Consider the following 26,678-nt stretch of genomic DNA (forward strand, 5'->3'; position numbering starts at 1 on the left):
ATCCTCCGAAAGTCCCCCGCAATGACCCGCATCCTCCACCGCTCCATCCATGCCAAGCTGCCGGTCGCGGTCGCCGGGCGCGGCATTGAGCTCTTCGATGCCGACGGCAAGGCCTATATTGATGCCTCCGGTGGCGCGGCGGTGTCCTGCCTCGGCCACGGCCATCCAGACGTGATCGCCGCGCTGCACGAGCAACTCGACAGGGTCGCCTATGCCCATACCGGCTTCTTCACGACGGAGGTGGCCGAGAAGCTGGCCGACCGCCTCGTCCAGGACGCTCCGGAAGGCCTCGATCACGTCTATCTCGTCAGCGGAGGCTCGGAAGCGATCGAGGCGGCGCTGAAGATGGCGCGGCAGTATTTCGTCGAGAAGGGCGAGCCGAAGCGCCGCCATATCATTGCGCGCAGGCAGAGCTATCACGGTAATACGCTGGGCGCGCTCGCCGCCGGCGGCAACGAATGGCGCCGCGCGCAGTTCGCGCCGCTGCTGATCGAGACGCACCACATCGACCCCTGCTACGCCTACCGCTACCAGCGGCATGGCGAATCCGAGGAGGAATACGGCCTGCGCGCCGCCAACCTTCTAGAAGAAAAGCTTCTGGAACTGGGGCCAGACGAGGTCATCGCCTTTGTCGCCGAGCCGGTGGTCGGCGCGACCGCCGGCGCGGTGCCGCCCGCGCCCGGCTACTTCCGCCGCATTCGTGAGATCTGCGACCGCTACGGCGTGCTGTTGATCCTCGACGAGGTGATGTGCGGCATGGGCCGCACCGGCACGCTCTATGCCTGCGAGCAGGACAGCGTCGCGCCCGACCTCGTAGTCATCGCCAAGGGGCTCGGCGGCGGCTACCAGCCGATCGGCGCGGTGCTTCTTGCGGCGAAGATTTTCGAGGCGTTCGCCGGCGGCTCCGGCTTCTTCCAGCACGGCCACACCTATATGGGCCACCCGATGGCCGCGGCGGCGGCACTCGCCGTGCAGGAGGTGATCCGCCGCGACGACCTGCTGGCCAATATTCGCGCCATGGGCGACCGCCTGGACGAGCGGCTGCGCCAGCGCTTCGGCAACCACCACCATGTCGGCGACATCCGCGGCCGCGGCCTGTTCCGCGGCGTCGAACTGGTCGCCGACCGCGCCACCAAGGAGCCTTTCGACCCGAAGCTGAAGCTCAACGCCCGCATCAAGCGCGAGGCGATGGCCCGCGGGCTTATGGTCTACCCGATGGGCGGAACCATCGACGGCGTGCGCGGCGACCATATTCTGCTGGCGCCCCCGTTTATCGTCGAGGAGCGCGACATCGACGAGATCGTGTCGCGGCTGGGGGAAGCGGTCGACGCGGCGTTTGCCGCGTAAGTTCGCCTGGACGGGTTTTCAGCACGGAAGGCCCGGCCTATCGTCAACCAACCCGCAAGGGACCGTGCAAATGGGAGTTAGCATATGAAACGCATCATCGGCCTTGGCATCGCAGCGGCGTTCGGCGCCGCGCTATCGACAGGCGTCGCCTCGGCGCAGCAGCAGTTCGTCACCATCGGCACCGGCGGCGTCACCGGCGTCTACTACGCCGCGGGCGGCGCCATCTGCCGGCTGCTCAATAAGGACCGCAAGACGCACGGCATCCGCTGCTCGGTTGAATCGACCGGCGGCTCTGCCTACAACGTCAACACCATCAAGGAGGGCGAACTTGACTTCGGCATGGCGCAGTCCGACGTCCAGTACAACGCCTATAAGGGAGCGGAACAGTTCAAGGATGGCGGCGCCCATTCCGATCTGCGCGCTGTCTTTTCCGTCCATCCCGAGCCGTTCACCGTAGTTGCCCATCCCAACGCAGGCGTGACCAAGTTCGAGGACTTCAAGGGCAAGCGCTTCAACGTCGGCAATCCCGGTTCCGGCACTCGCGCCTCGATGGAGCGTCTGCTGTCGGCGATGGACTGGACGCTCGCCGACTTCTCGCTGGCATCCGAACTGAAGGCCGACGAGCACGGCCCGGCGGTCTGCGATGGCAAGATCGACGGCTTCTTCTACGGTGTCGGCCATCCGTCGGCCAACATCCAGGATCCGACCACGACCTGCGGCGCCAAGCTCGTCCCGCTGACCGGCGAGGTCGTCGACAAGTTGGTCGCCGACAACCCGTACTATGCGAAGGTGGCTATCCCAGGCGGCCTCTATAACGCGAACCCGGACGACACCGAGACCTTCGGCGTGCTGGCCACGCTGGTCGCCTCGGCCAATGTGCCGGAGGAGAGCGTTTACCAGTTGGTCAAGGCGGTGTTCGACAATTTCGACGAGTTCAAGTCGCTCCACCCGGCCTTCGCCAATCTCGAGCCTGAGAAGATGGTGACCGACGGCAATTCGGCCCCGCTGCATCCGGGCGCCGAAAAGTACTACAAGGAAAAGGGCTGGCTGAAGTAACCGGCTCGCACTCGAGGGCGACGTTGCACGCTGCATCGTCGCCCTTTCTTTGTGCCTGGAAAGGCGGGCCGGCGGTGGAGGGAACTGCGCGGTCGCGAAGACAAAAAAGAAGCTGAATGCCGAAGGGGGGCGCCATGAGCGAAGTCAAGCAAGCCACGTCAGAGGTCGACCTCGAGCAACTGGTCGCCGAGGCCGACACAGGCGGGCGGCGCGCCGCCGGCCTGACAGGGCAGGTTCTGCTGTGGGTGGCGGTCTCCTGGTCGCTGTTCCAGCTCTGGTACGCCTCGCCGCTGCCCTTCATTGTCGGCTTCGGCGTCCTTAACGACACCGAGGCGCGCGCCATTCACCTCGGGTTCGGCATATTCCTGGCTTTCGTCGCCTATCCGGCGTTCAAGACTTCATCGCGCAAAAGAGTGCCGGTTCTGGACTGGGTCTTCGCGCTGGCCGGTGCGTTTGCCGGCTCATATCTCTTCCTTTTCTACGACCAACTCGCCTTGCGGCCCGGCCAGCCCACGACGCTGGATCTGGTCACCGGCACCATCGGCATCATCCTGCTGCTGGAGGCCACGCGCCGATCCCTCGGCATTCCGATGGTCATCGTCGCCACGGTGTTCATCTTCTACACTTTCGCCGGCCAATACATGCCGGAAGTGATCCAGCATCGCGGCGCGTCACTCAACAAGTTCCTCAATCACCAGTGGCTGACCACCGAGGGCGTTTTCGGCATTGCACTCGGCGTCTCGACAAGCTTCGTCTTCCTGTTCGTGCTGTTTGGCACGCTGCTGGAGAAGGCCGGCGCCGGCAACTGGATGATGCAGCTTTCGATCGCGCTGCTGGGCCACATGCGCGGCGGACCGGCCAAGGTGGCGGTCGTTTCCTCCGCGCTCAATGGCGTCGTCTCCGGCTCGTCGGTGTCGAACGTCGTCACCGGCGGCATCTTCACCATCCCGCTGATGAAGCGTACTGGCCTTTCCGGCGTAAAGGCCGGCGCCATCGAGGCCTCGGCTTCGATCAACGGGCAGATCATGCCGCCGGTCATGGGCGCCGCCGCCTTCCTGATGGTCGAATATGTCGGCATACCCTATTCCGAGATCGTCAAGCACGCGCTCCTGCCGGCGCTGTTTTCCTATTTCGCGCTGCTCTATATCGTCCACCTTGAGGCGGTGAAGATCGGTGCCAAGGGCATCCCCGCCCAGCCTCGACCCGCGCAGGAACGGCTGATGCGCTGGGGTCTGGGCCTCTCCGGCAGCGTCGTCGTGATGGGCGCGCTCTACTACGGCATATTCGCCGTGCAGGCCGCCTTCGGTAGTGCTGCGCCGACGCTCCTGGTCATCCTCGGCGCCGCTCTCTATGTCGCCGCGGTCTGGTACTCCTCGCGCTATCCGGATCTGGAGATGGACGATCCGAACGCGCCGATACTACATCTGCCCCGCGCTTGGGACGTGACGCGCACCGGACTGGACTTCCTGATCCCCATCGGGGTGCTGCTCTGGTGCCTGATGGTCGAGCAGTTGTCGCCGGGGCTGTCCGCATTCTGGGGCACGGTTTCGATCCTCGGCATCGTCATGACCCGTCGGATACTGATGGCGCTGTTCCGCCGGCAGGACATGATGGCCGCCTCGCGCGCCACCTTTGACGACGTCGTCGACGGGCTGGCCCTCGGCGCGCGCAACATGATCGGCATCGCGGTTGCGACCGCGACCGCCGGCATCGTGGTCGGAACCATCACGCTTACCGGCCTCGGCCTGATGATGACGGAACTGGTCGAGTTCATTTCCGGCGGCAATGTCATCGTCATGCTGCTCATGGTCGCCGCCATCAGTCTGGTGCTCGGACTGGGCATCCCGACGACCGCCAACTACATTCTGGTCGCGTCGCTGATGGCGCCGGTTGTCGTGGAGTTGGCGGCGCAGAACGGCCTCGCCATTCCGTTGATCGCCGTCCACCTCTTCGTCTTCTATTTCGGCATCATGGCCGACATCACCCCGCCCGTGGGCTTGGCCGGCTTCGCGGCGGCGGCGATCTCGCGCGAGGACCCGATCGCCACGAGCTTCCAGGGCGCGCTCTATTCGCTGCGCACGGCGATCCTGCCCTTCGTCTTCATTTTCAACCCGACCATGCTGCTGATAGGTGTGGAGGGTTGGGGAGACCTGATCTGGAACTCCTTGATCTCGCTTGCCGCCATCCTGCTGTTCTCCGCCGCGACCATGAACTGGTTCGTGACGAAGAGCCGGCTGTGGGAAAGCGGGGTCCTGCTGCTCGTGTGCTTCACCTTGTTCCGCCCCGACTGGTGGGTGAATCAGGTCGCGCCGCCCTACGAGGAGCGGCCCGCTTCCGAGTTCGTGGCGACGATCGCCGGAGCCCCGCAAGGGGCGCGCGTCAACTTCGTCGTCGAAGGCATAGACCTGATGGGCGACGACGTGCGGAAGACGGTCAACATGCCGCTCCGCGCGCCGGGCGAGCCGCTGGAGCGGCTGCGCGACCTCGGTCTGACGCTGATGCCGGAGGGCGACGAACTGACAATCACCAACGTTGCTTTCGGCTCCTACGCCAAGCGCATCGGTCTCGACGTCGGCTATAAGGTGGTCGGGGTGCTGAAGAAGGCTGATCAGCCGTCGACGCTAATCCCCGTCGCCATTGCGCTGGCCTTGACGGGCGGAATCGCAGGCCTGCAGTACATGCGGTTCCGGAATGCCGGTGGATGCCACTTCGAAAAGGTGAAGGCGTAGCCAGAGGGATACGCCAAAGCCTCATGGTTTGAAGCGATATCAGGTTCGCCTTCATTGCGAAGCACCGGGACATCTGGCCGGTGGCATGGCTTTGCGAAGCGCCGGATGTGTCCCGCTCAGGCTTCCATACCTGCATCGCTCAAATGCAGCCGGTCTCCTAACATGACTTCAACCCTAGCCAATCCGCCGTAGTTTGGCGTCTTGTGAAACCTATCGTTCGATAGAGGAGCAGCGTTGCGCGAGATGTTGCCTCTTCACCGTGAACAAGGCTAGCGACCCGTTCGTGGCCGCCTAACGCATCGTCATCCCGCCGCCGCCTCGTCATGCGTGCTCGGCTATCACCGCGAGGAAGGCGGGGCCGTAGCGTTCGAGCTTGGCTTCGCCGACACCGGGCACGTTCGCCATCTCGGCGCGCGACGCGGGTCGCACCGCCGCCAGTTCGATCAGGGTCTTGTCGTGGAAAATCACATAGGGTGGCACGTTCTGCGCGCGCGCCATTTCCGTGCGCTTCCGCCGCAATGCCTGGAACAGATCATGGTCCGCCTCGGTGACGGCAGGCTGCGCGGTGCTGCGCGCTACCTTGCCGCGCCGGGCGCGCGCTGGCGCCGGCACGCGCAGCATCAGCGCCGGCTTGTCGCGCAGGAAGTCACGGCCGGCGGGCGCGATCGCTAGGCCGCCATGGCCGGCGAAGTCGACGTCGACGAGGCGCAGCGCGATCAGCTGGCGCAGGATCGCCCGCCATGTGCGGTTGTCGTGCTCTCTCCCGATGCCGAAGGTGGAGATGCGGTCATGGCCGAACTGGGCGATGCGCTCGTTTTCCACGCCCAGCAGCACGTCGACAATATAGGCTTGCCCGAAACGCTCGCCGGTGCGGTAGATGCACGACAGCGCCTTTTGCGCCGCAATGGCGCCGTCGAACAATTTTGGCGGCTCCGCGCAGGTGTCACAATTGCCGCACGGTTCGCAATCGTCGCCGAAATAGGACAGCAGAACCTGTCGGCGGCAGCCCGCCGTCTCAGCCAGTCCCAGCAGCGCTTCGAGTTTCTGCCGCTCCATGCGCTTGCGCTGTTCGGGCGCCTCCGACTCCTCGATGAAGCGGCTGCGCAGCGCGATATCCTCGTAGCCGTAGAGCATCAGGGTATCGGATGGCAGGCCGTCGCGCCCAGCGCGACCGGTCTCCTGGTAATAGGCCTCGATGCTGCCCGGCAGGTCGATATGGGCGACGAAGCGCACGTCCGGCTTGTCGATGCCCATGCCGAAGGCGACAGTGGCGACCATGATGACTGCCTCGCCATGCTGGAAGCGCAACTGGTTGGCCTCGCGCGCCGCCTTGTCCATGCCGGCGTGATAGGCGAGCGCGTCATAGCCGAGGCCCTGGAGCCAGGTGGCAGTTTCCTCGGTCCGGCGTTTCGACAGGCAGTAGACGATACCGCTCTCGCCATCGTAGCGCTTGAGGAATTCCCTGAGCTGCGCGCGCGGATTGTCCTTTTCCTCGATGGCGTAGCGGATGTTGGGACGGTCGAAACCGGCGATGAAGGCATCGGCGTCGTCGATGGCGAGATGCGACAGGATTTCGGCACGCGTCGGTTCGTCGGCCGTGGCCGTCAGCGCCATGCGCGGCGTGCCGGCAAAGCGCGCCACGACCGCGTCGAGCTGGCGATAGGACAGACGGAAATCGTGCCCCCATTGCGACAGGCAGTGCGCCTCGTCGATGGCGATCAGCGACAGCTTCACACCATCCAGCAGCTCCAGCACGTCCGGCCGCAGCAGTGTTTCGGGTGCGACATAGAGAAGGTCGAGCGCGCCGGCGCGGATATCGCGCCACAGGATGCGGCGCTCATCGGGCGAAAGATCGGAGTTGAGGCCCGCCGCCCTCACCCCTGCCTGCCTGAGCGCCGTCACCTGATCGGCCATCAGCGCCAGGAGCGGCGACACGACGAGCCCCATGCCGGGACGAACGATCGCGGGAATCTGGTAGCAGAGCGACTTGCCGCCGCCTGTCGGCATCAGCACGAAGGCGTTGTTGCCGGCAATGACATGCTCGACGATGCGCGCCTGCGGTCCCCGGAACGCATCATACCCATAAACGGTCTTGAGGATTTCGAGGGCGGTGGCGGTCATCGGCGGCAGCACGGAGAATCATGGAGACGTCCCTCATAGCAGCTTCGCCGAGATCGCGATTGTGATGCGCCTTTCCGTCCGTTCCCTTTGCAACGGGTCCTCGGTGTGCTGTGCGCCAAGGCCGCCCTACATGCTGGCCGAACGTGAAGCCGGTGAGAAACAGAAGGGCGACCGCGATGACGTTCGACACCCTGAGCGCGAGGACAGCATCGTCAAGGAGAAGGAACGGCGGAACCACAGGAAACAGGCACAGGAAAACGAGGAGGAGCATTGACGTGATGACACCCAATGCTGCCCTTACCCGCGAGCGGCCTCAGAGCCGGCCCCGGCCGTCCGCAAGAGGGTGCCCCCGGCGGATTCCGCCGCCCGCCGGATTCTGCTGAAGCTCATGGCGATGTGGGCACGCCTGACATGGCTGGCGGCAGCCAGATCGCCGTTTTCGACAGCCTCAGCGATGTCCGCGACCTCACGCTGGAAGATGACGAACTCGTTGTTGAGCAACTGCTCGTAGCCCCCGAGACGGGAGGCCGTTTTCAGCCAGATTCGCGTGGTCTGATAGTAGAGCCGCTCGCTGATCTCGCGCAGCGGCACGTTGGTCGTCAGGCTGTTGAACAGGTGGAAGAATTCCATGTTGATGCGCGCGAACTCGCGCGGATCGGCCTTGCGCACCATCTGGTCGCAGCGTTCCTTGATCTCGCGGAACCGCGCCACTAGCCCGCCATCAACCGCGACGGGTGAGAGTTTGCCCACCAGTTCCGCCAGTTCGACGCGTAGCTCGTAGACCTGTGCCAGCTCTTCCACCTCGATGTCGCTCACGATGGTGCCGACGCCGTGGACGGAGCGGAGCAGGCCTTCCGCCTCGAGCTTGACGAGGACGCGGCGGATCGGCGTTCGCGATACGCCGAATTCCTGGGCGAGATCCTCCTCGCGCAGCCGCTCGCCGGGCGCGTAGTCGAGCAGGCAGATGCGCATCCGTAAAGTCTGGTAGATCCGCTCGAACCGGCCTCTCGCGCCTTCGTCTGCCGGCGACGTCCGCTCGGTAGTGAACGGCATCAAGAGCGCCTCCCCTCTATTCCGCAAGCGTCAGCCTCAGCTTGTCAAGCATCTCCAGGCAGGCTGCCAGTTGGTCAATGGCGATGAACTCGTCCGGCTTGTGAGCCTGGGCGATCGAGCCCGGACCGCAGATGATCGAGGAAATGCCCGCAGACTGGAACAGGCCCGCCTCCGTGCCGAAGGGGACGACGTCGGCATGGTCGCAGCCGGTCAGCCCGCAGACGATCTCCCGCGCCTCGGATTCACCGACAACCTGCAGGCCCTCGACCTCGCCGATCACATGGGTGACGATCCCGCAGCCGGGCGAGACAGCCCGCATGGCCGGCAGCAGGACCGCGTCGACATAGTCGTTGAGGTCCCTCTTGACGAAGGCCGCGTCGCCGGCCGTCACCGGACGCATCTCCCATTCGACGGCGCAGGCACCGGCGATGACGTTACGCGCCGTGCCGCCGGCCATCCGGCCCACCTGCACCGTCGTCCATGGCGGGTCGAAGCGGCTGCCGGCCGGGGCGCGGGCTTTCAGCCTTTCGCCGAGGTCGAGCAGGCGCGAAACGTAGCGCGTGGCATACTCGATGGCATTCACCCCCTTGCCCGGCTGGGAGCCGTGGCCTTCGAGGCCGGTGAACTCGGTCGTGTACTCGTAGCAGCCCTTGTGACCCTCGATGACGCCCATGCCGGTTGGCTCGCCGATGATGGCGACGGAGGGGCGAATGCCGGCATTGGCGATCTCGCCCATCAGCGCCCGCGCACCGAAGCAGCCGATCTCCTCGTCATAGGTCAAGGCGAAGTGGAGCGGACGGGCGAGGCCGGCTTCCGCGAACCGGGGCGCCATCGCCAGAGCGGCGGCGATGAAGCCCTTCATGTCGCAGGTGCCGCGACCGTACAGCCTGCCGCCGCGTTCGGTCAGGGTAAAGGGGTCGCTCGTCCACTCGGACGGATCCGCGGGGACGACGTCGGTATGTCCGGAGAGCACGATGCCGCCGTCACCCGCCGGCCCCAACGTGGCGAACAGATTGGCCTTCGTGCCGCTGTCGTCGCGGGAGAGCGAAAGCGTGGCGCCCGCATCCGACAGGAGATCCGCAGTATAGGCGATCAGTTCGAGATTGCTGTCCGAGGACACTGTCGGGAAGGCGACGAGTTGGCCCAGAATTTCCCGCGTGCGGGCGAGCATGTTCATGCAGGGTCTCTCAGTCCTTCACGAACAGCTTGCGCGGCCGGTCGCAGAAGCACTCCGCCGCTCCAGACTCGCGAATGAGGATGCTTTCCGTGATCTCCAGCCCCCAGTCGTCCATCCACAGGCCCGGCATGAAGTGGAACGTCATGCCGGCCTCGAGGATCGTTTCGTCGTCCTTGCGGAAGGAGATGGTGCGCTCGCCCCAGTCAGGGGGGTAGGAGATGCCGATCGGATAGCCGCAACGGCTGTCCTTCTTGATGCCGGCGCGCTCGAGCGAGCCGAACAGCGCGCGCGCGACTGCGCCCGCCGGATTGCCGGGCCGTGCCGCTTCCAGGCCAGCTTCCAGCCCTTCGACCAGCGCCTTCTCCGCGTCGAGAATGTACTGCGGCGGCTTGCCGAGGAACACGGTGCGGCAGAAAGGCGTATGGTACCGCCGGTAACACCCGGCGATCTCGAAGAACGTGGCTTCGCCCTTCACGAAGGGGCGATTGTCCCAGGTGAGGTGCGGCGCGGCGGCATCGGTGCCAGAGGGCAGCAGCGGTACGATGGCCGCATAGTCGCCCCAGGCGTCGCCGACTCCGCGGATCGCGTCGCCGAAGATCTCGGCCACGACCTCGTTCTTCGGCCGGCCAGGCTCGACGCGCTCGATGATGCCGTCGACCATCTTCTCGGCAATTCGAGCCGCCTTGCGCATGAAGGCGATCTCCTCGTCGGACTTCACGCCTCGCTGCCAGTTGACGAGCGCCGTCGCGTCGACCAGTTCCGCCTGCGGCAGTTCCGCCTTGAGGACGAGGAAGGCCTTGGCCGAGAAGTAGTAGTTGTCGAACTCGAGCCCGATCCGCTTGCCGGCATAGCCGCGGTCGCGAAGCAGCGCGGCAAGATCCTGCATCGGATGGCGGACGGACGACTGCACGTAATTGTCGGCGTACCCGGCGACGTGCTCGTCCGCCATCCACACCGTCCGCACCGCGCCGTTTGCGTCCTGCGAACGCCCCCACCAGACGGGATCGGCGTCGTGGAAGACCACGACCCCCTGGTGAACGTAGAACGACCATCCGTCGTAGCCCGTGATCCACGCCATGTTCGACGGATCCTCGATGAAGAGGACGTCGATGTCCCGCTCTGCCATGGCGCGGCGCACCTTGGCGAGGCGCCGGTCATACTCGTTGCGGGAAAAAGGTAGTTCCGCCGCCGGCATTCTTCCTCCTAATGCGCATCAACCAGTTGATCGATTAATGTGTACATCTAAGGCGAGTTGGCGCATGCGAACAAGAGATATTCTGCGCATTGATTAGAAAAATCCATTGACACGATACGAGCGCCGCGTGATGTTGTGCACAACAAGAGGTGGAACAGGAGGAACCCTATGAAAGCAGCTATCTTGAAGGGTGTGGCCGTGCTCGGCATGGCGGCCCTGGCGCTTGGATCGATCGCGACTTCCGCCAGCGCAGAGTCCCTGCTGGAGAAGGCCGACAAGGGCGAGCCGATCCGCATCGGCTTCGCAAACGAGATACCGTTCGCCTATCCCGCCGACGACGGCAGCCCAAAGGGCTTCGTCAACGTTTTCACGATCGCGGTGCTGAAGAAGATGGGCTACGAAAACATCGAGCCCGTGCAGACCGAATGGGGCGGGCTCATCCCGGGCCTCAACGCCAACCGGTTCGATATCGTCACGGGCGGCATGAACATCCTGGCGAGCCGCTGCGAGAACATCGCCTTCTCCGAACCCGTTGCGACTGTTGGTGACGGCTTCATCGTCGCGCCCGGTAACCCGAAAGGCATCGGCGACTATGAGAGCGTCGCCAAAGGTGGTGCCGTCATGGTGACCGGCGCGGGCTATTCAAACATCGAGGCGGCAAAGGCGGCGGGCGTTGCCGAGTCGAACATCATGCAGGTCCCCGGACCGACGGAAATCCTGGCGGCGGTGAAGTCCGGCCGCGCCGACGCGGGTGCGGGCACCTACTTCACCATGAAGCAGCTTGCTGATGCCTCGAGCGGGGCGGTCGAGGCAACCGACCCAAACGCGATGCCGGAGAGCTCGTTCAACTGGGCCGGCATCGGCTTCCGCAAGGCTGACCAGGACTTCCTCGACAAGTTCAACGCGGCCATGAAGGAGTACATCGGCTCTGACGACATGCTGGAGGCAGTTGCCGAATACGGCTATGGCAAGGGTTCACTGCCGGGCGACAAGACGAGCGAATGGGTCTGCGCAAACCGCTGAAATGACGATGCGCGGGCCGGCCGACCCGGCTCGCCGCTCACTCGGGCACCGGTGCCAACGGTGTCCGTCTCCGCCTTCGTGGCCTGACGGGAAGATCCGAGCAGCATGTCCTATCTCGAGTTCCTCGGCCAGTACGGCGACCGTATCCTGAGCGGTACGGTGGTTACCGTCGTGCTGACCGTGCTCGCCGCGCTGCTGGCGGTCGCGATCGCGCTGGCAGCGGGCCTGATGCGGTTGGCGCCCAACGCGCTGGTCCGCGGCGTGGCCACCGTCTACATCGAGATCTTCCGGGGCACGTCGCTGCTGGTCCAACTCTACTGGATCTTTTTCGTGCTGCCGCTCTTCGGCATCACGTTCGAAAAGTTCACGGCCGGCTTCGTCGCCGTCGGCATGAACCTCGGTGCCTACGGGGCGGAACTGGTGCGCGGCGCGATCCTGTCGGTTCCGAGAGGACAGTGGGAGGCCGCGCTCGCGCTCAACATGTCGCCGGCCAAGCGCATGTGGCGCGTGATCCTGCCCCAGGCGGTGCTGATCATGCTGCCATCTTGGGGCAATCTGCTCATCGAGATGTTGAAGGGTACGGCGCTGGTGGCGCTCATCGCCGTGACGGACCTGATGTTCCAGGTCAAGCAGATCAACGGCACTACCTTCCAGTCGGCCGAGGCCTTCGGCACGGCGCTGATCATCTACTACATCCTCGCCCGCTTCATGTTGACACCGTTCATGCGCTGGCTGGAGCGCTTCATGCAGCGCAGGCTGGGGAGGGCTTGAGCGATGTTCGACTGGCGCTGGGACTTCACCTGGGACATCCTGCCCCGCCTGATCGTCGCGACCGGCAACACGTTGTTGGCGGCCGGTCTAGGCTATGCGATCGCCGTGGTGCTCGGTCTCGCCTTCGCGCTGGCCCAGCGCACGCCTTACCGCGCCGTCACCGTGGTCGTGCGCGAGGCCGTCGAGTTCGTCCGCTCGACGCCGCTGGTGCTACAGATCTTCTTCGTCTTCTATGTCGGGCCGCAGTTCGGCCTCAGGCTCTCGCCCTGGACGGCCGGGATGATCGCCATCGGCCTGCACTACGCCGCCTACCTTTCGGAGGTCTATCGCGGCGGTCTGGAGAGCGTGCCGAAGGGCCAATGGGAGGCGGCGACCTCGCTCAACCTGTCGACGGCGCGCACCTACTTCCGCGTGATCATTCCGCAGGCGCTGCCGCCTTCGCTCGCCGGCATGGGCAACTATCTGGTCGGCATCTTGAAGGACACTCCCATGCTCTCGGTCATCGGCGTTGCGGAACTGATGCACACGGCGAACGCGATAGGCTCGGAAACCTATCGGTTCCTCGAGCCCTATACGCTGGTCGGGATCATCTTCCTCCTCATCTCGCTGCCCACCGCTACCGGCATCCGCCTCTTCGAGGCGTGGATGCGCCGCAAGCTCGGAATGATCTGATGAACAGCCAGGACATGTCCGGTTTCCCTCTCGAACTGCAGGGCGAAACGGTGCCCATGGTCAGCTTCAGGAAGGTGACCAAAAGCTACGGAAATCTGGTCGTGATGGATTCGCTCGATCTCGACATCGCTGAGGGCGAGATGGTTACGATCATCGGTCCATCGGGATCTGGAAAGACGACCGTATTGCGAATGCTGATGACGCTGGAAACCATCAATGGCGGCGTCATCTATGTCGACGGCAAACCGCTGACGCACATGCCAGACGGTAATGGCCTCGTGCACGCCAATGACCGCTATCTGCGCCGGATGCGCTCGAAGATCGGCATGTGCTTCCAGCACTTCAACCTGTTTCCGCACATGACCGCGCTGGAGAACTGCATGGAAGGCCCGGTACATGTGCTTGGGTTGTCGAAGAAGGAGGCGCGCGAGCGCTCCGAGGAGTTGTTGGCGATGGTCGGCATGGCCGACAAGCGCAACCAGCATCCGTCCCGTCTTTCGGGCGGCCAGCAGCAGCGCGTCGCGATTGCCCGCGCCATGGCCATGCGGCCGAAGGTCATGCTCTTTGACGAGGTGACCTCGGCGCTCGACCCGGAAGTCATCGGCGAGGTCACCAACGTGATCCGCAAGCTCGTCGCCGAGCACCATTTGACCATGCTGATGGTCACTCACCAGATGGGTTTCGCCAAGGACATCTCGGACCGCGTCTGCTTCTTCTACGGCGGCCGGATCGAGGAGCAGGGAGCGCCCGAGGAACTGTTCGGAAATCCCAGGCGCGAGCGCACCCAGCAATTCCTGAGCGCGGTGAAGGAGGCGATTTGAGCCTCTCGCTCGCAGACATCCTTGCCGCTCGCCGGGCGATCGCCGGCGTCGCGGTGCGCACGCCGCTCGTCCCGTCGCCGCATATGAGCGCGATTGCCGGCCACGACTTCCTCCTAAAACTCGAGACGACCCAGCCGGTCGGCGCATTCAAGCTGCGCGGCGCGGTCAATACAGTGTCCGCGCTCGCCGGGGACGTCGGCGGCGTGGTCTGCTGCTCGACGGGCAATCATGGTCGCGCCATCGCCTATGCGGCGCGGGCGCGCGGGCTGAGGGCGGTCGTCTGCATGTCGTCGCTGGTGCCGCAAGTGAAGGTCGACGGCATCGTCGCGCTCGGCGCGGAGGTGCGCATCGTCGGGCGCAGCCAGGACGACGCGCTCGCCGAAAGCCGCAGGCTGTCACGGGAAGAGGGACTGGCGGGTATATCGCCTTTCGACGATCCGCTGGTGATCGCCGGCCAGGGCACGATCGGGCTGGAGTTGCTGGAGGACCGGCCGGACCTCGCGGGGATCCTTGTTCCCCTCTCCGGAGGGGGGCTCGCGGCGGGCGTGGCACTGGCCGCCAAGGCCATCAAACCGTCGATCAGGGTCATCGGCATCAGCATGGACCGAGGTGCGGCGATGCATGACTCGGTGCGCGCCGGCCGTCCGGTCGAGGTGGAGGAGGTGCCGAGCCTCGCCGATTCGCTCGGCGGCGGCATCGGCCTAGACAACCGCCTCTCCTTCCCGATCTGCCGCGACCTGCTCGACGACTGCGTTCTGGTTACGGAGGGGGAGATCTACGACGCCATGCAGACCCTCTATTTCGAGGACCGGATAGTGGCGGAAGGCGCGAGCGTCGTCGGCATTGCCGCGATGAAGGCGGGCAGGCTGCCGCCGTTCGGCGGCCCGGTCGCGACGATCGTCACCGGGCGCAACGTCGATATGGCCAGCTTCACCGACATCGTCTCGGGACGGAGCGTGCGGCTCGGCGACATGGAAGTGGAGGGGCGAACCTATGGCGCGTGAGGTCACGATACTGACCGAAACCGATCTGCGGCGGCTGGTGAGCCTTGACCTGCCGACGGTCAATGTCGTGGAGCGCGCCTTTGCGGCGCTCGCCTCGGGCAAGGTGGTGATGCCGCCGATCCTGTCCATGGCGATCCCCGAGGCTAACGGCGAGGTCGACGTGAAGACCGCTTGGATCCCCGGCTTCCAGGGTTTCGCCATCAAGGTCAGCCCGGGCTTCTTCGACAATCCGAAGATCGGCCTGCCGAGCCTCAACGGGCTGATGATCCTGTTCTCGGCCAAGACCGGGCTGGTCGAGGCGCTGCTGCTCGACAACGGCTATCTCACAGACGTGCGCACCGCCGCGGCCGGCGCGGTCGCCGCCCGCCACCTCGCACCATTGACCGTGAAGATCGCGGGAGTGATCGGCACCGGAGTTCAGGCGCGGCTGCAGCTTCAGGCAGCGCATCTGGTACGCCCGTTCGACCGGGTGCTGGTCTGGGGACGCGATCGCGAGAAGGCTGAGGCCTGCGCGCGCGACCTTGCGGGCGCCCTGCCGGTGGTTGCGAGCTACGAGCCTGATCCGGCGCGGCTCGTCGCTGCGAGCCAACTCGTCGTGACGACCACGCCTGCCGAACATCCGGTGCTAAAGGCCGAATGGCTGCACCGCGGCCTCCACGTCACCGCCATGGGCTCCGACCAGGCCGGCAAGAACGAAATCGAGCCCGCCGCGCTCGCCGCGGCCGACCTGTATGTCTGCGACAGGGTCAGCCAGTGCGAACTGCTCGGTGAACTGCGCTGCGCGATCGCCGCCGGCCTCTGGAGCCGCGGCACGCCGCCGGAACTCGGCGAGATCGTCACCGGCTTGAAGCAGGGCCGCACCTCCGACGACCAGGTCACCATCTGCGACCTCACCGGCACCGGCGCCCAGGACACCGCCATCGCCACGTTCGCCGTCGAGACGGCGCGAAAGGCCGGGGTGGGAACGATGATTTCTACTTAGGGATAGCTTCGGTGGTCCTGCGCCGTCCTTCGGCGTCATCCTCGGGCGTGTCCCGAGAATCTACCGCGCGACTACCGGTCGCTAGCCACTCCGGCTTTCACGTAGGCCGTGGGATAGCCGAGGCTCTTCGGCCCCCGCGGATCCTCGGAACACGCCCGAGGATGACGCCGAAGAGGCGCGTCCAATGCTGAAGCTCGACGACCGCGACCTGAAGATCCTGGCCATCCTCAGTCGCGAGGGCCGCATCTCCAAGGCGGAGCTCGCGAAGCGGGTGAACCTGTCGGCCGCGCCCGCATGGGAACGGCTGAGGCGGCTGGAGGAGGCTGGCCTCATTGCCGGCTATCGCGCCGAGATCGCGCTGAAGAAGCTCGCACCGCACGTGACAGTCTTCATGGCGGCCGAGCTCGAAAGCCACCGCGCGCAGGATTTCCAGCTCTTCGAGCGCGCGCTTTCGCCGCTGGACGAGGTCGTCGCCTGCTGGGCCGTCGGCGGCGGCTTCGACTACATCCTGCAGATCGTCACGCGCGACATAGACGCCTACCAGCGCCTGGTGGACCACCTGCTCGAGGCGAAGGTCGGCCTGTCCCGCTACTTCACTTACGTCGTGACGAAGTCGGTGAAGCTTACGGCGCCACCCCTGGTGCGGCTGCTTGGTATGCCGGCCCAGGAATGACCGGCGAAAGAACGACTGCATCTGGCATCCACTTCCGAAGAAGCTTCGGCCGGCATCGGGCTCTTCCGAACGATCGTCGGCGCTTGCAAGGGCACAATGCGGGGCATTCGTTCACAAAAGGCCCCCCATGACCTCGATCGCCTACCTGCAGAAGACCAGCCTTTCGTCGCTTGCAGACCCACGCCTGTTCCGGGAGTTCGCCTATGTCGGCGGCGCCTGGAGCGCGGGCTCGCGCGGGCGCACGATCGACGTCACCGACCCGGCCGACGGGTCGCGGATCGGCTCCGTTCCGGCGCTGACGGCGGATGACGCGGCACAAGCGATCGAGGCCGCGCACCAGGCGTTCTGCCGCTGGTCCGGCGAGTTGCCGCTCAGGCGCGCGCAGACGCTCCGTCGCTGGCACGATCTAATCGTCTCCGCACGCGAGGACCTCGCCCGCCTGATGGTCCAGGAACAGGGCAAGCCACTTTCCGAGGCGCTGGGGGAGATCGACTACGCCGCCTCCTTCGTCGAGTTCTACGCGGAGGAGGCGAAGCGGCTGAACGTCGAGAGCGTCACCTCGCACCTGGCAGACGCCGATATGCGCGTGCTGCGCCAGCCGGTCGGGGTCGCGGCGCTCGTGACACCGTGGAACTTCCCTTCCGCGATGCTGACGCGCAAGGCCGCTGCCGCGCTCGCCGCCGGCTGCACGGTCGTCGCCCACCCGTCCTCAGAGACCCCCTACTCCGCGCTGGCGCTCGCCGAACTGGCCGAGCGCGCCGGCTTCCCCGCCGGCGTCTTCAATGTCGTCACCGGCGACGCGCCGGAAGTGGTCGGCGCCTTCACGGCCTCGCCCAAGGTGCGCATTCTATCATTCACCGGGTCCACTGAGATCGGCCGTCTGCTCTATGCGCAGTCCGCCCCGACCATCAAGCGGCTGGTCATGGAACTCGGCGGCCACGCGCCGTTCATCGCCTTTGCCGACTGCGACTTCGAGCGGGCGCTCGAGCGGGCGATCGCGGCCAAGTTCGCGACCTCGGGGCAGGACTGCCTCGCCGCCAACCGCTTCTACATCGAGCGGCCAATCTACGAGCGCTTCGTGGCCGCCTTTGCCAGAAGGGTGGAGGCGATGCGCGTTGGCCCCGGCGTCACCGATCCTGAGATCGGCCCGCTGATTAACGTGCGCGCCATCGCGAAGCAGAGAGAGCATGTCGCCGACGCTCTTGCGCGCGGCGCGCAACTCGTCGCCGGCGGCGATGTCGATCCCGCCGGTCCGCTGTTCTTCCAGCCCACCGTCCTTACGGACGTGCCGGAGGATGCGGCGATCCTCCGCGAGGAGACCTTTGGGCCGGTCGCGGCGTTTGCCCCCTTCGACCGCGAGGACGAGGTGTTGGAGAAGGCCAACCGCACGGAGACCGGACTCGTCGCCTACCTTCATACAAGCGACAATGCCCGCATCGCGCGCATGAGCGGCGCGCTCGAATTCGGTATGGTCGCCGTCAACCGCACCAAGATCACCGGCGCGCCGATCCCCTTCGGCGGCATGAAGCAGGCCGGCCTCGGCCGCGAAGGGTCGCGCCACGGCATGGAAGCCTATACGGACCTCAAATATGTCTGCTGCGACATCGGCTGACCGCAAACCACACGGAGAATCAAGATGCTGACCAATGACGTCCTCGATCGCTGGGACCGGGACAATTTCTTCCACCCCTCGACCCATCTTGCCCAGCATGCGCGCGGCGAAACGCCCAGCCGCATCGTCACCGGGGGCAAGGGCGTCTTCATCGAGGACCGCGACGGCAACCGGCTGCTCGATGCCTTCGCCGGACTCTACTGCGTCAACGTCGGCTACGGCCGCCCCGAGATCGCCGAGGCGATCGCGGCGCAGGCGAAGGAACTCGCCTACTACCATGCCTATGTCGGCCACGGCACCGAAGCCTCCATCACCCTGGCCAAGATGGTGCTTGAACGCGCGCCCAAGAACATGTCGAAGGTCTATTTCGGCCTGGGCGGATCGGACGCCAACGAGACCAACGTCAAGCTCGTCTGGTACTACAACAACATTCTCGGCCGGCCGCAAAAGAAGAAGATCATCTCGCGCTGGCGCGGCTATCATGGCTCCGGCCTCGTCACCGGCTCGCTGACCGGGCTTGCCACCTTCCACAACAAATTCGACCTGCCGCTGTCGCAGGTGATCCATACCGAGGCCCCCTACTGGTACCGTCGGCCCGACCTTTCCATGAGCGAGGCCGACTTTGTCACCTTCTGCGCAGACGAGTTGGAAAAGCTGATCGCCCGCGAAGGCGCAGACACGATCGCTGCCTTCATAGGCGAACCGGTCCTCGGAACCGGCGGCATCGTGCCGCCGCCTCCCGGCTACTGGGCCGCGATCCAGAAGGTGCTGAAGAAGCACGACATCCTGCTGATTGCCGACGAGGTGGTGACCGGCTTCGGCCGGCTTGGGACCATGTTCGGATCGGATCACTACGGCATCGAACCCGACATCATCACCATCGCCAAAGGCCTGACCTCGGCATACGCGCCGCTCTCCGGTTCGATCATCGGCGACAGGGTCTGGGAGGTGCTGGAGAAGGGAACGGACGAGAACGGTCCGATCGGTCACGGCTGGACATATTCAGCCCATCCGATCGGCGCGGCGGCGGGCGTCGCCAACCTGAAGCTGATCGACGATCTCGGGCTGGTGAAAAACGCCGGAGAGATCGGCGCTTATTTCAACGAAGCCATGAAGGATGCGATCGGTCGCCACGCACACGTCGGCGAGGTTCGCGGCGAGGGCCTGCTCTGCGCGGTCGAGTTCGTCGAGGATCGCGGCAAGCGGACCTTCTTCGATCCGGCCAGGAAGGTCGGCCCGGCCATTGCGGCCGCCCTGCTCCGGCGCGGCGTCATCGGTCGCGCCATGCCGCAAGGCGACATACTAGGCTTCGCCCCGCCGCTCTGCCTGACACGAGCGGAAGCGGACGAAGTGGTGGGGAAGACCTTCGAAGCGGTGGCCGAGGTGCTCGGCTGAGGATCACCGCCCCGGGTGTGAGCGGTTGATTGAGCAGGCCGTCCTTCTCAGAGTCCGCCTCCCGTCCGGGGCGCCATCGGTACTCCCATCCAGCAAACACGCGCCCGAACAGGCCGCGTCCCGGGTCACATGGAATTTCTCAGTTCGAAGCGTAGTACCACTAGCTGCTATTGCCTGCCGGCCAACACCGCCCCGAACGTCTCGTCCAAAATCGCGACCAGATGGTCGGCATTGGCGCGCGTGAAGATCATCGGCGGGCGCATCTTCAGCACGTTGTCATGCGGCCCTTCGGTGCCGATGAGCACCCCGCGCCGGCGCAGACCATCGCAGATCTTCTTCGCCAGCGCGGTCGCCGGAGCCTTGCTGCGGCGGTCTTCGACCAGCTCAATGCCAAGGAACAGGCCCATGCCGCGCACGTCGCCGATGGCCTCGTGGCGTGCCTGCATGTCGCGGAAGCGGTCGACCAGATAGGCGCCGATCTCCGCCGCGTTGCGGCGCAAGTCCCCCTGCTCGATCACGTCGAGCACCGCAAGACCGGCTGCGCAGGACACCGGATTGCCGCCGAAGGTGTTGAAATATTCCATGCCGTTGTTGAACGACGCCGCAACCTCGCGCGTCGTCACAAGCGCGGCCATCGGATGGCCATTGCCGATCGGTTTGCCCATTGTGACGATGTCGGGCACCACGTCCTGCGTCTCGAACGCCCACCAGTGACTGCCGACGCGACCGAAGCCGACCTGAACCTCATCGGCCACGCACAGGCCGCCGGCTGCGCGCACCATGGCGTAAACTTCCTTCAGATAGCCCGGCGGCAGGAAGATCTGGCCGGCTACGCTGGGGATGGATTCGGCAAGGAACAGCGCCGGCGCGCGGCCTTGGCCGCGCATGGCCTCGATCTGCTCGGCCACGCTTGCGGCAAAGCGCCTGGCGTGTTCCTCGACCGGCCACTCCGCGGGTGCGCGGTAACTGTCGGGAATGACGGCCTCGAAGACATGCGGCTTGCGGCCCCTGCCGCCCTTGCGCTTGTACTTGTAGGGGCTGAGATCGATCAGTTCCTCGGTGGTGCCGTGATAGGCCCAGTCGAGCACGATCGCCTCTTCGCGGCCGGTATGATTGCGCGCCATGCGCAGCATCAGGCTGTTGGCCTCGCTGCCTGAGCAGGCGAAGGAAGCGATGCACAATTCCGGCGGCAGGGTCGCCGTCAGCCTCTCGACATAGGCGACGATGTTGTCGTGCAGATAGCGTGTGTTGGTGTTGAGCCTGGCCGCCTGCGTGGCGATCGCCTCGACCACATGCGGATGCGCATGGCCGACGTGGCAGACATTGTTGAAACAGTCGAGATAGGCGCGGCCGCGGTCGTCTATCAGCCAGGCGCCGTCGCCGCGCACGAACTTGATCGGTTCGGAATAGGAGATGGAGAGGTTTGGCAGCAGGCTGGCCTTGCGCGCAGCCACGATCTCGTCGCGGCTGCGGCCCGTCTGCGCGAATGCCTCTGGCGGCAGGCCGGCCAGCGCCGCGGCATCGGGGAACAGGCTGCGCCAGACGTCGAGATAGCGCGCTTCGCCGACGCCCAGTATGTCGCGCGCGGCAAGCTGCGGGTCGACCGAAATCTGCAGGTGCAGGTGCGGCGCCCAGCCACCGTTTTCGGTATCGGTACCCATTTCGCCAACCAGCACGCCCGCCTCCAGCCTGTCGCCGGGCTTCAACCTTGCTGCGGCTTCATGGGCGAGATGCCCCCACAGGGTGACGAAGGGCGGGCAGCCTTCAGGCTCGTGCAGCAACGCCACCAGCCCGCCATAGCCAAGCGGGTCCTCTTCGATCTCGACGCTTTTGACCATGGCGGCCAGCGGCGTGTGGAGCTTCGTGCCGGCCGGCATGAACAGGTCGAGGCCGAGATGGTGGATGCGGCGCTCGCCCTCCACGAAGCGCGAACGGAACATGTCGCCCGAATAGACGGTGCGCGCCTCACCCCAGGGGCCGACGCCGAGCGCGATTCCGTGCTCGGCCGCATGGGCCTCCCACCAGGCTGAGGCCACTTGCGGCTCCGCCGCGGCCGAGGCGACGGTCATCGGATGATCCGCCTCGCCATAGGGTACCAGTGCCTTGACCAGCGTTGCCGGGTGCGGGTGGACGATCGGCGCGAAATTCCTGGCATTGCGGTTGATCCAATCCACGATCGCGCCAGCGTGCGACGCTGCGTCGAAGCCGCAGGCCTGACGCAGAATCGCCGTGGCGAAGCGCGGGTTCATTGCTTCCAGCCGCCTGAGCAGCCGCCAGGCCGGCGCCTCGCTGATCGCCAGGTAGGGGTTGTCGGCAGTCCGGTCCCTGCGCTGCGCCGACAGTGTGACGCTGATCACCAGCCGCGCGACGATGAGATCGAACAGCAGGTCGAGTTCTTCCTCGTGCAACGGATATTCGGCATGGAAGCCCGCGGCGATGCTCGCCGCAGCGCCGATCGGGTCGTCCTGGTCGAGCATCGCATAGGCGCAGGCAACGGCGACCTCAGCGATGAGGACCGTGTGCAGCGCGTCGCCGAAATCGATCACGCCTGCGACCTCGCCCGGCCGCTCCGGATCGACCAGCACGTTCCAATCGTTGGCGTCGTTGTGGATCACCTGCGCGCGCAGCGCTGGCAAGCGCGGCGCCACCGTGGCATCGAAACGGTCTAGGAAGCGCGCGAGCAGCGCCCGATCGGCGGCATCCGCGACATGATGCAGCCGCGCGCGGGATTGGCCGGCGCGGCGCACGTCCCAGTCGAGCATCCGCAGGGCGCCGGGATGAATAAAACCCTGCAGCGCGCGGTCCATGCTGCCGAGCATGCGGCCAAGCGAATGAAGCACCTCGGACGTGCGCTCGCTTTCGGCCAGGGGCCGGCCGGGAAGCCAGGAAACCATGCGCAGCGCGTGGCGGGCACCTGACGCCGTGCTGACGGTGGCAAGCGCAGCACCGGAAGCGGCCTTGCGCAGGCGCGGCAGCGTAAGCTGCGGCGCGACCGCCCCGAGATGTTCGAGCAATGCGGCCTGAAACTCGCTCTCGACGGCGGGCTCGCTGGCGTTGACGATCTTGAGCGTCCACTCCCCCGCGTCCGAGACGAGCCGGAAGTTCTGGTCGCGCTCGCTGTCCAGACGGCTCAACTGGCCCGTCAGGCCAAAGTGCTTGCTGGCCAGCCGGCCGGCTTGCTCAAGCGGAAAATCGGGTGCCGGATGGTCGAGATCGGTCATGGATGCCTGGATCAAAATGAGGGTCTTGTGATGGATAGTTTGGCACGGGCGTACAAATCAGTCGGGCAAGACCCTTCAGGCCACGGGCGCCAGCCGCACGCAATGGTCGCCAGCTATCGCCACGAGTTGCGACGGCTGCGGCGCGCTGTAGACATCCTGCCTGTCGAATTGCTGCGGATGATAGTCGTAGCCCGAAGGTGGCCGGGGCGCCTGCGCCTCATCGATTAGCTTCTTGCCGGAGAGCTCGGCGAAGGGGTCGGGAATGGCCCCGAGCAAACGCCGCGTATAGGGATGCATCGGGTTGGCGAAGATGCTCTCCCAGCGCCCAGTCTCGACGATCTGGCCGAAATACATCACCGCCACACGGTCGCTCATGTGCTCGACCACGCTTAGATCGTGGCTGATCATGATGTAGGAAAGTCTTAGCCGCTCCTTCAGTTCCAGCAGCAGGTTGATGATCTGCGCCCGGATCGACACGTCGAGCGCCGAAACAGGCTCGTCGAGAACGACGACCTTGGGATTGAGGATGAGCGCCCTGGCAATTCCGATGCGCTGGCGCTGGCCGCCGGAAAATTCGTGCGGAAAGCGCTTGGCCTGATCGGGTTTCAGCCCGACCAGCCGCATCATCTCCTCGACACGGCTCTCGACTTCGCCGTTGCCGATGCCGTGCAGCCTGAGCGGCGCGGCAAGCGAGGTGAAAACCGTCTGGCGCGGATTGAGCGAGGCATAGGGATCCTGGAACACGATCTGTGCCATGCGAGCGCGCTCGATGCGGGAGGGCTGCGCTTTGCCGGTGATCGGTCTACCCTCGAAATGGATGCTTCCCGAGGTCGGCGCCTGCAGGCCGACGATGGAAAGCGCCAGCGTGGACTTACCGCAGCCGGATTCGCCGACGATCGACAAGCACTCGCCCTTGTTCAGTGTCAGGCTGACATTGTTGACCGCCCGCAGCATCTTGCGCCGGCGGTTGAATACCCCGCCCTGCACCGGAAAATGGACGCTGAGGTCCTCGACTCGCAGCAACGGTTCCGGCGCGCTATCCATGGTGGAAACACCTGACGAAACCATTGTTCCCGAGATCGGTCTGGCCCGGCTGGGTACTCGCGCAGATCGCGGTGGCTCGTTCGCAACGCGGCTCGAAGCGGCAGCCTGCCGGGAAAGCGGCGATCGATGGCACGACACCCTCGATCTCCTGCAGGCGCTTGCGGCCATGCGCGCCGCGCGAGCCGAGCCGCGGCAATGAGCCGAGCAGGCCCCTCGTATAGGGATGCGCCGGCGTGCGAAACAGATCAGCCACCGCCCGCTCCTCGGCCATGTGGCCGGCATACATGACGCCCACGCGCCTGCACATCTTCGCAATGACACCGAGATCGTGGCTGATCATCAGCACGGCGGTGCCGCGCGCATCACAAAGCTCCTGCATCAGTTTCAATATTTCGGCCTGCACCGTCACGTCGAGTGCGGTGGTCGGTTCGTCGGCGATCAGCAGATCGGGATTGCAGGCGAGCGCAATGGCGATCATCACGCGTTGGCGCATGCCGCCCGACATCTGGTGCGGATAGTTCTTCACCCGCTGGTCGGGTGCCGGTACCTGCACGCTCGCTAGCGCCTCGACGGCCTTCCTCTCGGCCTCATGCCAGCTCGCACCCTGATGCAGCACGAACATTTCCGCTATCTGCCGACCAACCGGAGAGAGCGGATTCAGCGCCGTCATCGGTTCCTGAAAGATCATGGCGATGCGGTTGCCCCGCAGTTTGCGCATCTCGCGCGCCGAAAGACTACGCAGATCCTGACCCTTGAACCGAATCGAGCCACCGGAGATGGCAAGCGGCCGCCGCAGCAGGCCGATAGTGGCAAGCGCGGTGATGCTCTTGCCGCAGCCGGATTCGCCCACCAGCCCGAAGGTTTCGCCCCGGTCGATCGAGAATGAAATATTCTCCACCGCATTGTGCCGGCTTTCGCCCGACCCGATGTCGATCCGGAGGTCCTCTACTTCCAGCAGTGCCCCGTTCATGCCCGCCGTGTCCTCATCTGCGGGTCCAGCCAGTCGCGCAGGCCGTCGCCTAGAAGATTCAGCCCAAGCACGGTGAGGAAGATGGCGATGCCAGGAAAGATGGCCGCCCATGGCGCGATCACGATCAGTTCGCGCGCATCGGTCAGCATGTTGCCCCAGCTCGGTTGCGGCGGACGGATGCCGAGGCCGAGATAGGAAAGCGCCGCCTCGGCAAGGATCGCATCGCCCATGCCGAGCGTCGCGATGACCAGCACCGGTCCGATCAAGTTGGGCAGGATCTGGGTCGCCATGATGCGGCCGTCGCCATAGCCAAGTGTCTTGGCCGCCTGCACATAGCCCTGGCTTTTGAGCGACAGCGTCGAACTCCTGGCGATGCGGCAGGTCCACGACCAGTTGGTGAGGCCGAGCGCGATCAGCAGGCTGACGAGACCGGGGCCGAGGATTGCCATGATCGCCAGAGCGAAGATCAACGAGGGGATCGACAGCATCAGATTGGTCAGCCCGTTGACGAGATCGTCCCACCAGCCGCCAAAATAACCGGCCGAAATACCGAAAATCAGTCCGATCGTGGTGTTGATGAGCTGCGAGCCGATGCCCACGGTGAGCGAAACCTGCGCGCCGTAGAGAATCCGGGTGAAGACGTCGCGCCCTTGCGCATCGGTGCCGAACCAGAACTGCGCATCGGGTGGCAATTCCGCATTCATCAGGTCCGCGTCCATGATCGGATTGTAGTTTGCCAGCCACGGGGCCAGCACCGCCGCGCCGATTATGAGGGTGCAAAGCACGCCGCCGATGACGAGATTGAATCTCAGGCCCATCGCGCTCACCCGTGGCTGATGCGCGGATCGATGACCGCGTAGAGGACGTCGACCAGCGTATTGACGAGAAGGAAGCAGAGCACCAGCACGAGGATGCTGCCCTGCACCACCGGTATGTCGCGCAGGCCCACACTGTCGATCAGCAGAGAGCCAAGACCAGGCCACGAAAACAGCTTCTCCACCACCACGGCCTGGCCCATCATCGAGCCGAACTGCAGGCCCAGCGTGGTGATGACCAGCACCAGCGCATTGCGCACCACATGCCATTTCACCAGCCGGAAGCTGTTCATGCCCTTGGAGCGCGCGGTGCGGATGAAGTCGGCGTTCATCACCTCCAGCACGGCCGCCCGGGTAGTGCGCGCCAGCAGCGCCAGCGGCGCCACGCCGAGCGTGAGGGCGGGCAGGATGAGATTGCGCAAACCGCCATCGCCATAGCCGAAGCTGGGCAGCCAGCCGAGCGTGAGCGCAAACAGATACATGACCAGAAGACCCAGCCAGAACTGCGGCAGCGACAGGCCCGAGATGGCCCCTATCATGGTGAGGCTGTCGAGGAGCGAGCCGGGCTTGAGCGCGGCGATGAAGCCGAGCGGCAGGCCGATGACGATCGCCACGCACATGGCTGCGAAGGCAAGCTTGAGCGTCGGCCACAACCGCTCGCCGATCATGGACGATACCGGCTGGCGCGTGCGGAAGGAGGTGCCGAGATCGAACTGGGCGAGGCTCCACGCGTAGTTGCCGAACCGCACATGGACAGGCTGGTCGAGGCCGAATTCCTGCTTGATCCGTTCGACCAGCTTCGGGTCGTTGGTCCCGCGCCCGTCTGCGATCATGCTGGAAGCAATGCTTCCCGGCACAATGCTGAAAATGACGAATATCAGCAGCGACACCGCGATGACCGTCGGGATCATCTGCAGCAGGCGGCGCAAGGCAAAACGTAGCACCGGTAGTTCTCCTCCACCTGCGATGCGGGCTCGAATTCTGGTGAGAGCCGTGT

The 26,678-nt window shown here is 65.2% G+C and carries 22 protein-coding genes; 13 read left to right on the forward strand and 9 right to left on the reverse strand.

Features of this window, described 5'->3' with window-relative positions; genetic code table 11:
- Positions 1-21 precede the first annotated feature (21 nt).
- From HUI96_RS00925 to HUI96_RS00935, 3 genes are all read left to right on the forward strand, one after another.
- Entirely contained in the window at positions 22-1,347 is a 1,326-nt protein-coding gene (locus HUI96_RS00925) for an aspartate aminotransferase family protein (RefSeq protein ID WP_188252750.1), read from the forward strand.
- 84 nt (positions 1,348-1,431) lie between these two features.
- The gene (locus HUI96_RS00930; RefSeq protein WP_188252751.1) at positions 1,432-2,403 is read left to right on the forward strand and encodes a TAXI family TRAP transporter solute-binding subunit; all 972 of its coding nucleotides are present in this window, start codon (positions 1,432-1,434) and stop codon (positions 2,401-2,403) included.
- Between the two features lie 221 nt (positions 2,404-2,624).
- Positions 2,625-5,132, forward strand: a complete 2,508-nt coding sequence (locus HUI96_RS00935) for a TRAP transporter permease (protein WP_188253165.1) — start codon at positions 2,625-2,627, stop codon at positions 5,130-5,132.
- A 321-nt stretch (positions 5,133-5,453) separates the two neighbouring features.
- Here the strand turns inward: HUI96_RS00935 and recQ are convergent, their stop codons facing one another.
- Complete coding sequence (recQ, locus tag HUI96_RS00940; RefSeq protein WP_188252752.1) at positions 5,454-7,253, reverse strand: DNA helicase RecQ; 1,800 nt, start codon at positions 7,251-7,253, stop codon at positions 5,454-5,456.
- Between recQ and HUI96_RS00945 the strand changes: the two genes are divergently transcribed.
- Complete coding sequence (locus tag HUI96_RS00945) at positions 7,243-7,527, forward strand: hypothetical protein (RefSeq protein WP_188252753.1); 285 nt, start codon at positions 7,243-7,245, stop codon at positions 7,525-7,527. The genes recQ and HUI96_RS00945 overlap by 11 nt on opposite strands.
- A gap of 23 nt (positions 7,528-7,550) precedes the next feature.
- Here HUI96_RS00945 and HUI96_RS00950 read toward each other — a convergent pair whose 3' ends face one another.
- From HUI96_RS00950 to doeA, 3 genes are read right to left on the reverse strand one after another with little or no spacing between them, the layout of a single operon-like run.
- Entirely contained in the window at positions 7,551-8,306 is a 756-nt protein-coding gene (locus HUI96_RS00950) for a GntR family transcriptional regulator (RefSeq protein WP_188252754.1), read from the reverse strand.
- Between the two features lie 16 nt (positions 8,307-8,322).
- Positions 8,323-9,483 carry an acetylornithine deacetylase gene (gene argE / locus HUI96_RS00955; protein ID WP_237683900.1) on the reverse strand — a complete coding sequence of 387 codons (1,161 nt, stop codon included), beginning with the start codon at positions 9,481-9,483 and terminating at the stop codon, positions 8,323-8,325.
- A gap of 10 nt (positions 9,484-9,493) precedes the next feature.
- A complete protein-coding gene (gene doeA / locus HUI96_RS00960; RefSeq protein WP_188252755.1) occupies positions 9,494-10,678 on the reverse strand; it encodes an ectoine hydrolase DoeA in 1,185 nt (394 codons plus the stop codon).
- Positions 10,679-10,846: 168 nt separating this feature from the next.
- Between doeA and ehuB the strand changes: the two genes are divergently transcribed.
- From ehuB to HUI96_RS01005, 9 genes are all read left to right on the forward strand, one after another.
- Positions 10,847-11,701 carry an ectoine/hydroxyectoine ABC transporter substrate-binding protein EhuB gene (gene ehuB / locus HUI96_RS00965; RefSeq protein WP_188252756.1) on the forward strand — a complete coding sequence of 285 codons (855 nt, stop codon included), beginning with the start codon at positions 10,847-10,849 and terminating at the stop codon, positions 11,699-11,701.
- Positions 11,702-11,806: 105 nt separating this feature from the next.
- Positions 11,807-12,472 carry an ectoine/hydroxyectoine ABC transporter permease subunit EhuC gene (gene ehuC, locus HUI96_RS00970; RefSeq protein ID WP_188252757.1) on the forward strand — a complete coding sequence of 222 codons (666 nt, stop codon included), beginning with the start codon at positions 11,807-11,809 and terminating at the stop codon, positions 12,470-12,472.
- 3 nt (positions 12,473-12,475) lie between these two features.
- A complete protein-coding gene (gene ehuD / locus HUI96_RS00975) occupies positions 12,476-13,144 on the forward strand; it encodes an ectoine/hydroxyectoine ABC transporter permease subunit EhuD (protein ID WP_188252758.1) in 669 nt (222 codons plus the stop codon).
- Positions 13,144-13,965 (forward strand): ectoine/hydroxyectoine ABC transporter ATP-binding protein EhuA, encoded by an 822-nt coding sequence (ehuA, locus tag HUI96_RS00980; protein WP_273032223.1) that lies wholly within the window; start codon positions 13,144-13,146, stop codon positions 13,963-13,965. Before ehuD ends, ehuA begins: the two co-directional genes overlap by 1 nt.
- Positions 13,962-14,969, forward strand: coding sequence for a hydroxyectoine utilization dehydratase EutB (eutB, locus tag HUI96_RS00985; protein ID WP_188252759.1), 1,008 nt, complete (start codon positions 13,962-13,964; stop codon positions 14,967-14,969). The genes ehuA and eutB overlap by 4 nt, the downstream gene beginning before the upstream one ends.
- Complete coding sequence (locus HUI96_RS00990) at positions 14,959-15,951, forward strand: cyclodeaminase (protein ID WP_188252760.1); 993 nt, start codon at positions 14,959-14,961, stop codon at positions 15,949-15,951. Before eutB ends, HUI96_RS00990 begins: the two co-directional genes overlap by 11 nt.
- Positions 15,952-16,135: 184 nt before the next feature.
- A complete protein-coding gene (locus HUI96_RS00995; RefSeq protein ID WP_188252761.1) occupies positions 16,136-16,624 on the forward strand; it encodes an Lrp/AsnC family transcriptional regulator in 489 nt (162 codons plus the stop codon).
- A 127-nt stretch (positions 16,625-16,751) separates the two neighbouring features.
- Complete coding sequence (locus HUI96_RS01000; protein WP_188252762.1) at positions 16,752-18,236, forward strand: NAD-dependent succinate-semialdehyde dehydrogenase; 1,485 nt, start codon at positions 16,752-16,754, stop codon at positions 18,234-18,236.
- Between the two features lie 24 nt (positions 18,237-18,260).
- Positions 18,261-19,631: an aspartate aminotransferase family protein gene (locus HUI96_RS01005; protein ID WP_188252763.1), complete on the forward strand. Its 1,371-nt coding sequence runs from the start codon at positions 18,261-18,263 to the stop codon at positions 19,629-19,631.
- 167 nt (positions 19,632-19,798) lie between these two features.
- On the opposite strand, the gene HUI96_RS01010 is transcribed toward HUI96_RS01005, so the two are convergent.
- The 5 genes from HUI96_RS01010 to HUI96_RS01030 all read right to left on the reverse strand — a co-directional run bounded on the left by HUI96_RS01010 (position 19,799) and on the right by HUI96_RS01030 (position 26,625).
- Positions 19,799-22,852 carry an aminotransferase class III-fold pyridoxal phosphate-dependent enzyme gene (locus tag HUI96_RS01010; protein WP_188252764.1) on the reverse strand — a complete coding sequence of 1,018 codons (3,054 nt, stop codon included), beginning with the start codon at positions 22,850-22,852 and terminating at the stop codon, positions 19,799-19,801.
- Between the two features lie 75 nt (positions 22,853-22,927).
- Positions 22,928-23,896: an ATP-binding cassette domain-containing protein gene (locus tag HUI96_RS01015; RefSeq protein WP_188252765.1), complete on the reverse strand. Its 969-nt coding sequence runs from the start codon at positions 23,894-23,896 to the stop codon at positions 22,928-22,930.
- Entirely contained in the window at positions 23,889-24,866 is a 978-nt protein-coding gene (locus HUI96_RS01020; protein ID WP_188252766.1) for an ABC transporter ATP-binding protein, read from the reverse strand. The genes HUI96_RS01015 and HUI96_RS01020 overlap by 8 nt, the downstream gene beginning before the upstream one ends.
- The gene (locus tag HUI96_RS01025; RefSeq protein ID WP_188252767.1) at positions 24,863-25,684 is read right to left on the reverse strand and encodes an ABC transporter permease; all 822 of its coding nucleotides are present in this window, start codon (positions 25,682-25,684) and stop codon (positions 24,863-24,865) included. Before HUI96_RS01025 ends, HUI96_RS01020 begins: the two co-directional genes overlap by 4 nt.
- Positions 25,685-25,689: 5 nt before the next feature.
- Positions 25,690-26,625: an ABC transporter permease subunit gene (locus tag HUI96_RS01030; protein WP_188252768.1), complete on the reverse strand. Its 936-nt coding sequence runs from the start codon at positions 26,623-26,625 to the stop codon at positions 25,690-25,692.
- Positions 26,626-26,678 lie beyond the last annotated feature (53 nt).

It is taken from the genome of Pseudaminobacter soli (ex Zhang et al. 2022), from assembly GCF_014595955.1.
GTDB classification, from domain to species: domain Bacteria; phylum Pseudomonadota; class Alphaproteobacteria; order Rhizobiales; family Rhizobiaceae; genus Kumtagia; species Kumtagia pseudosoli.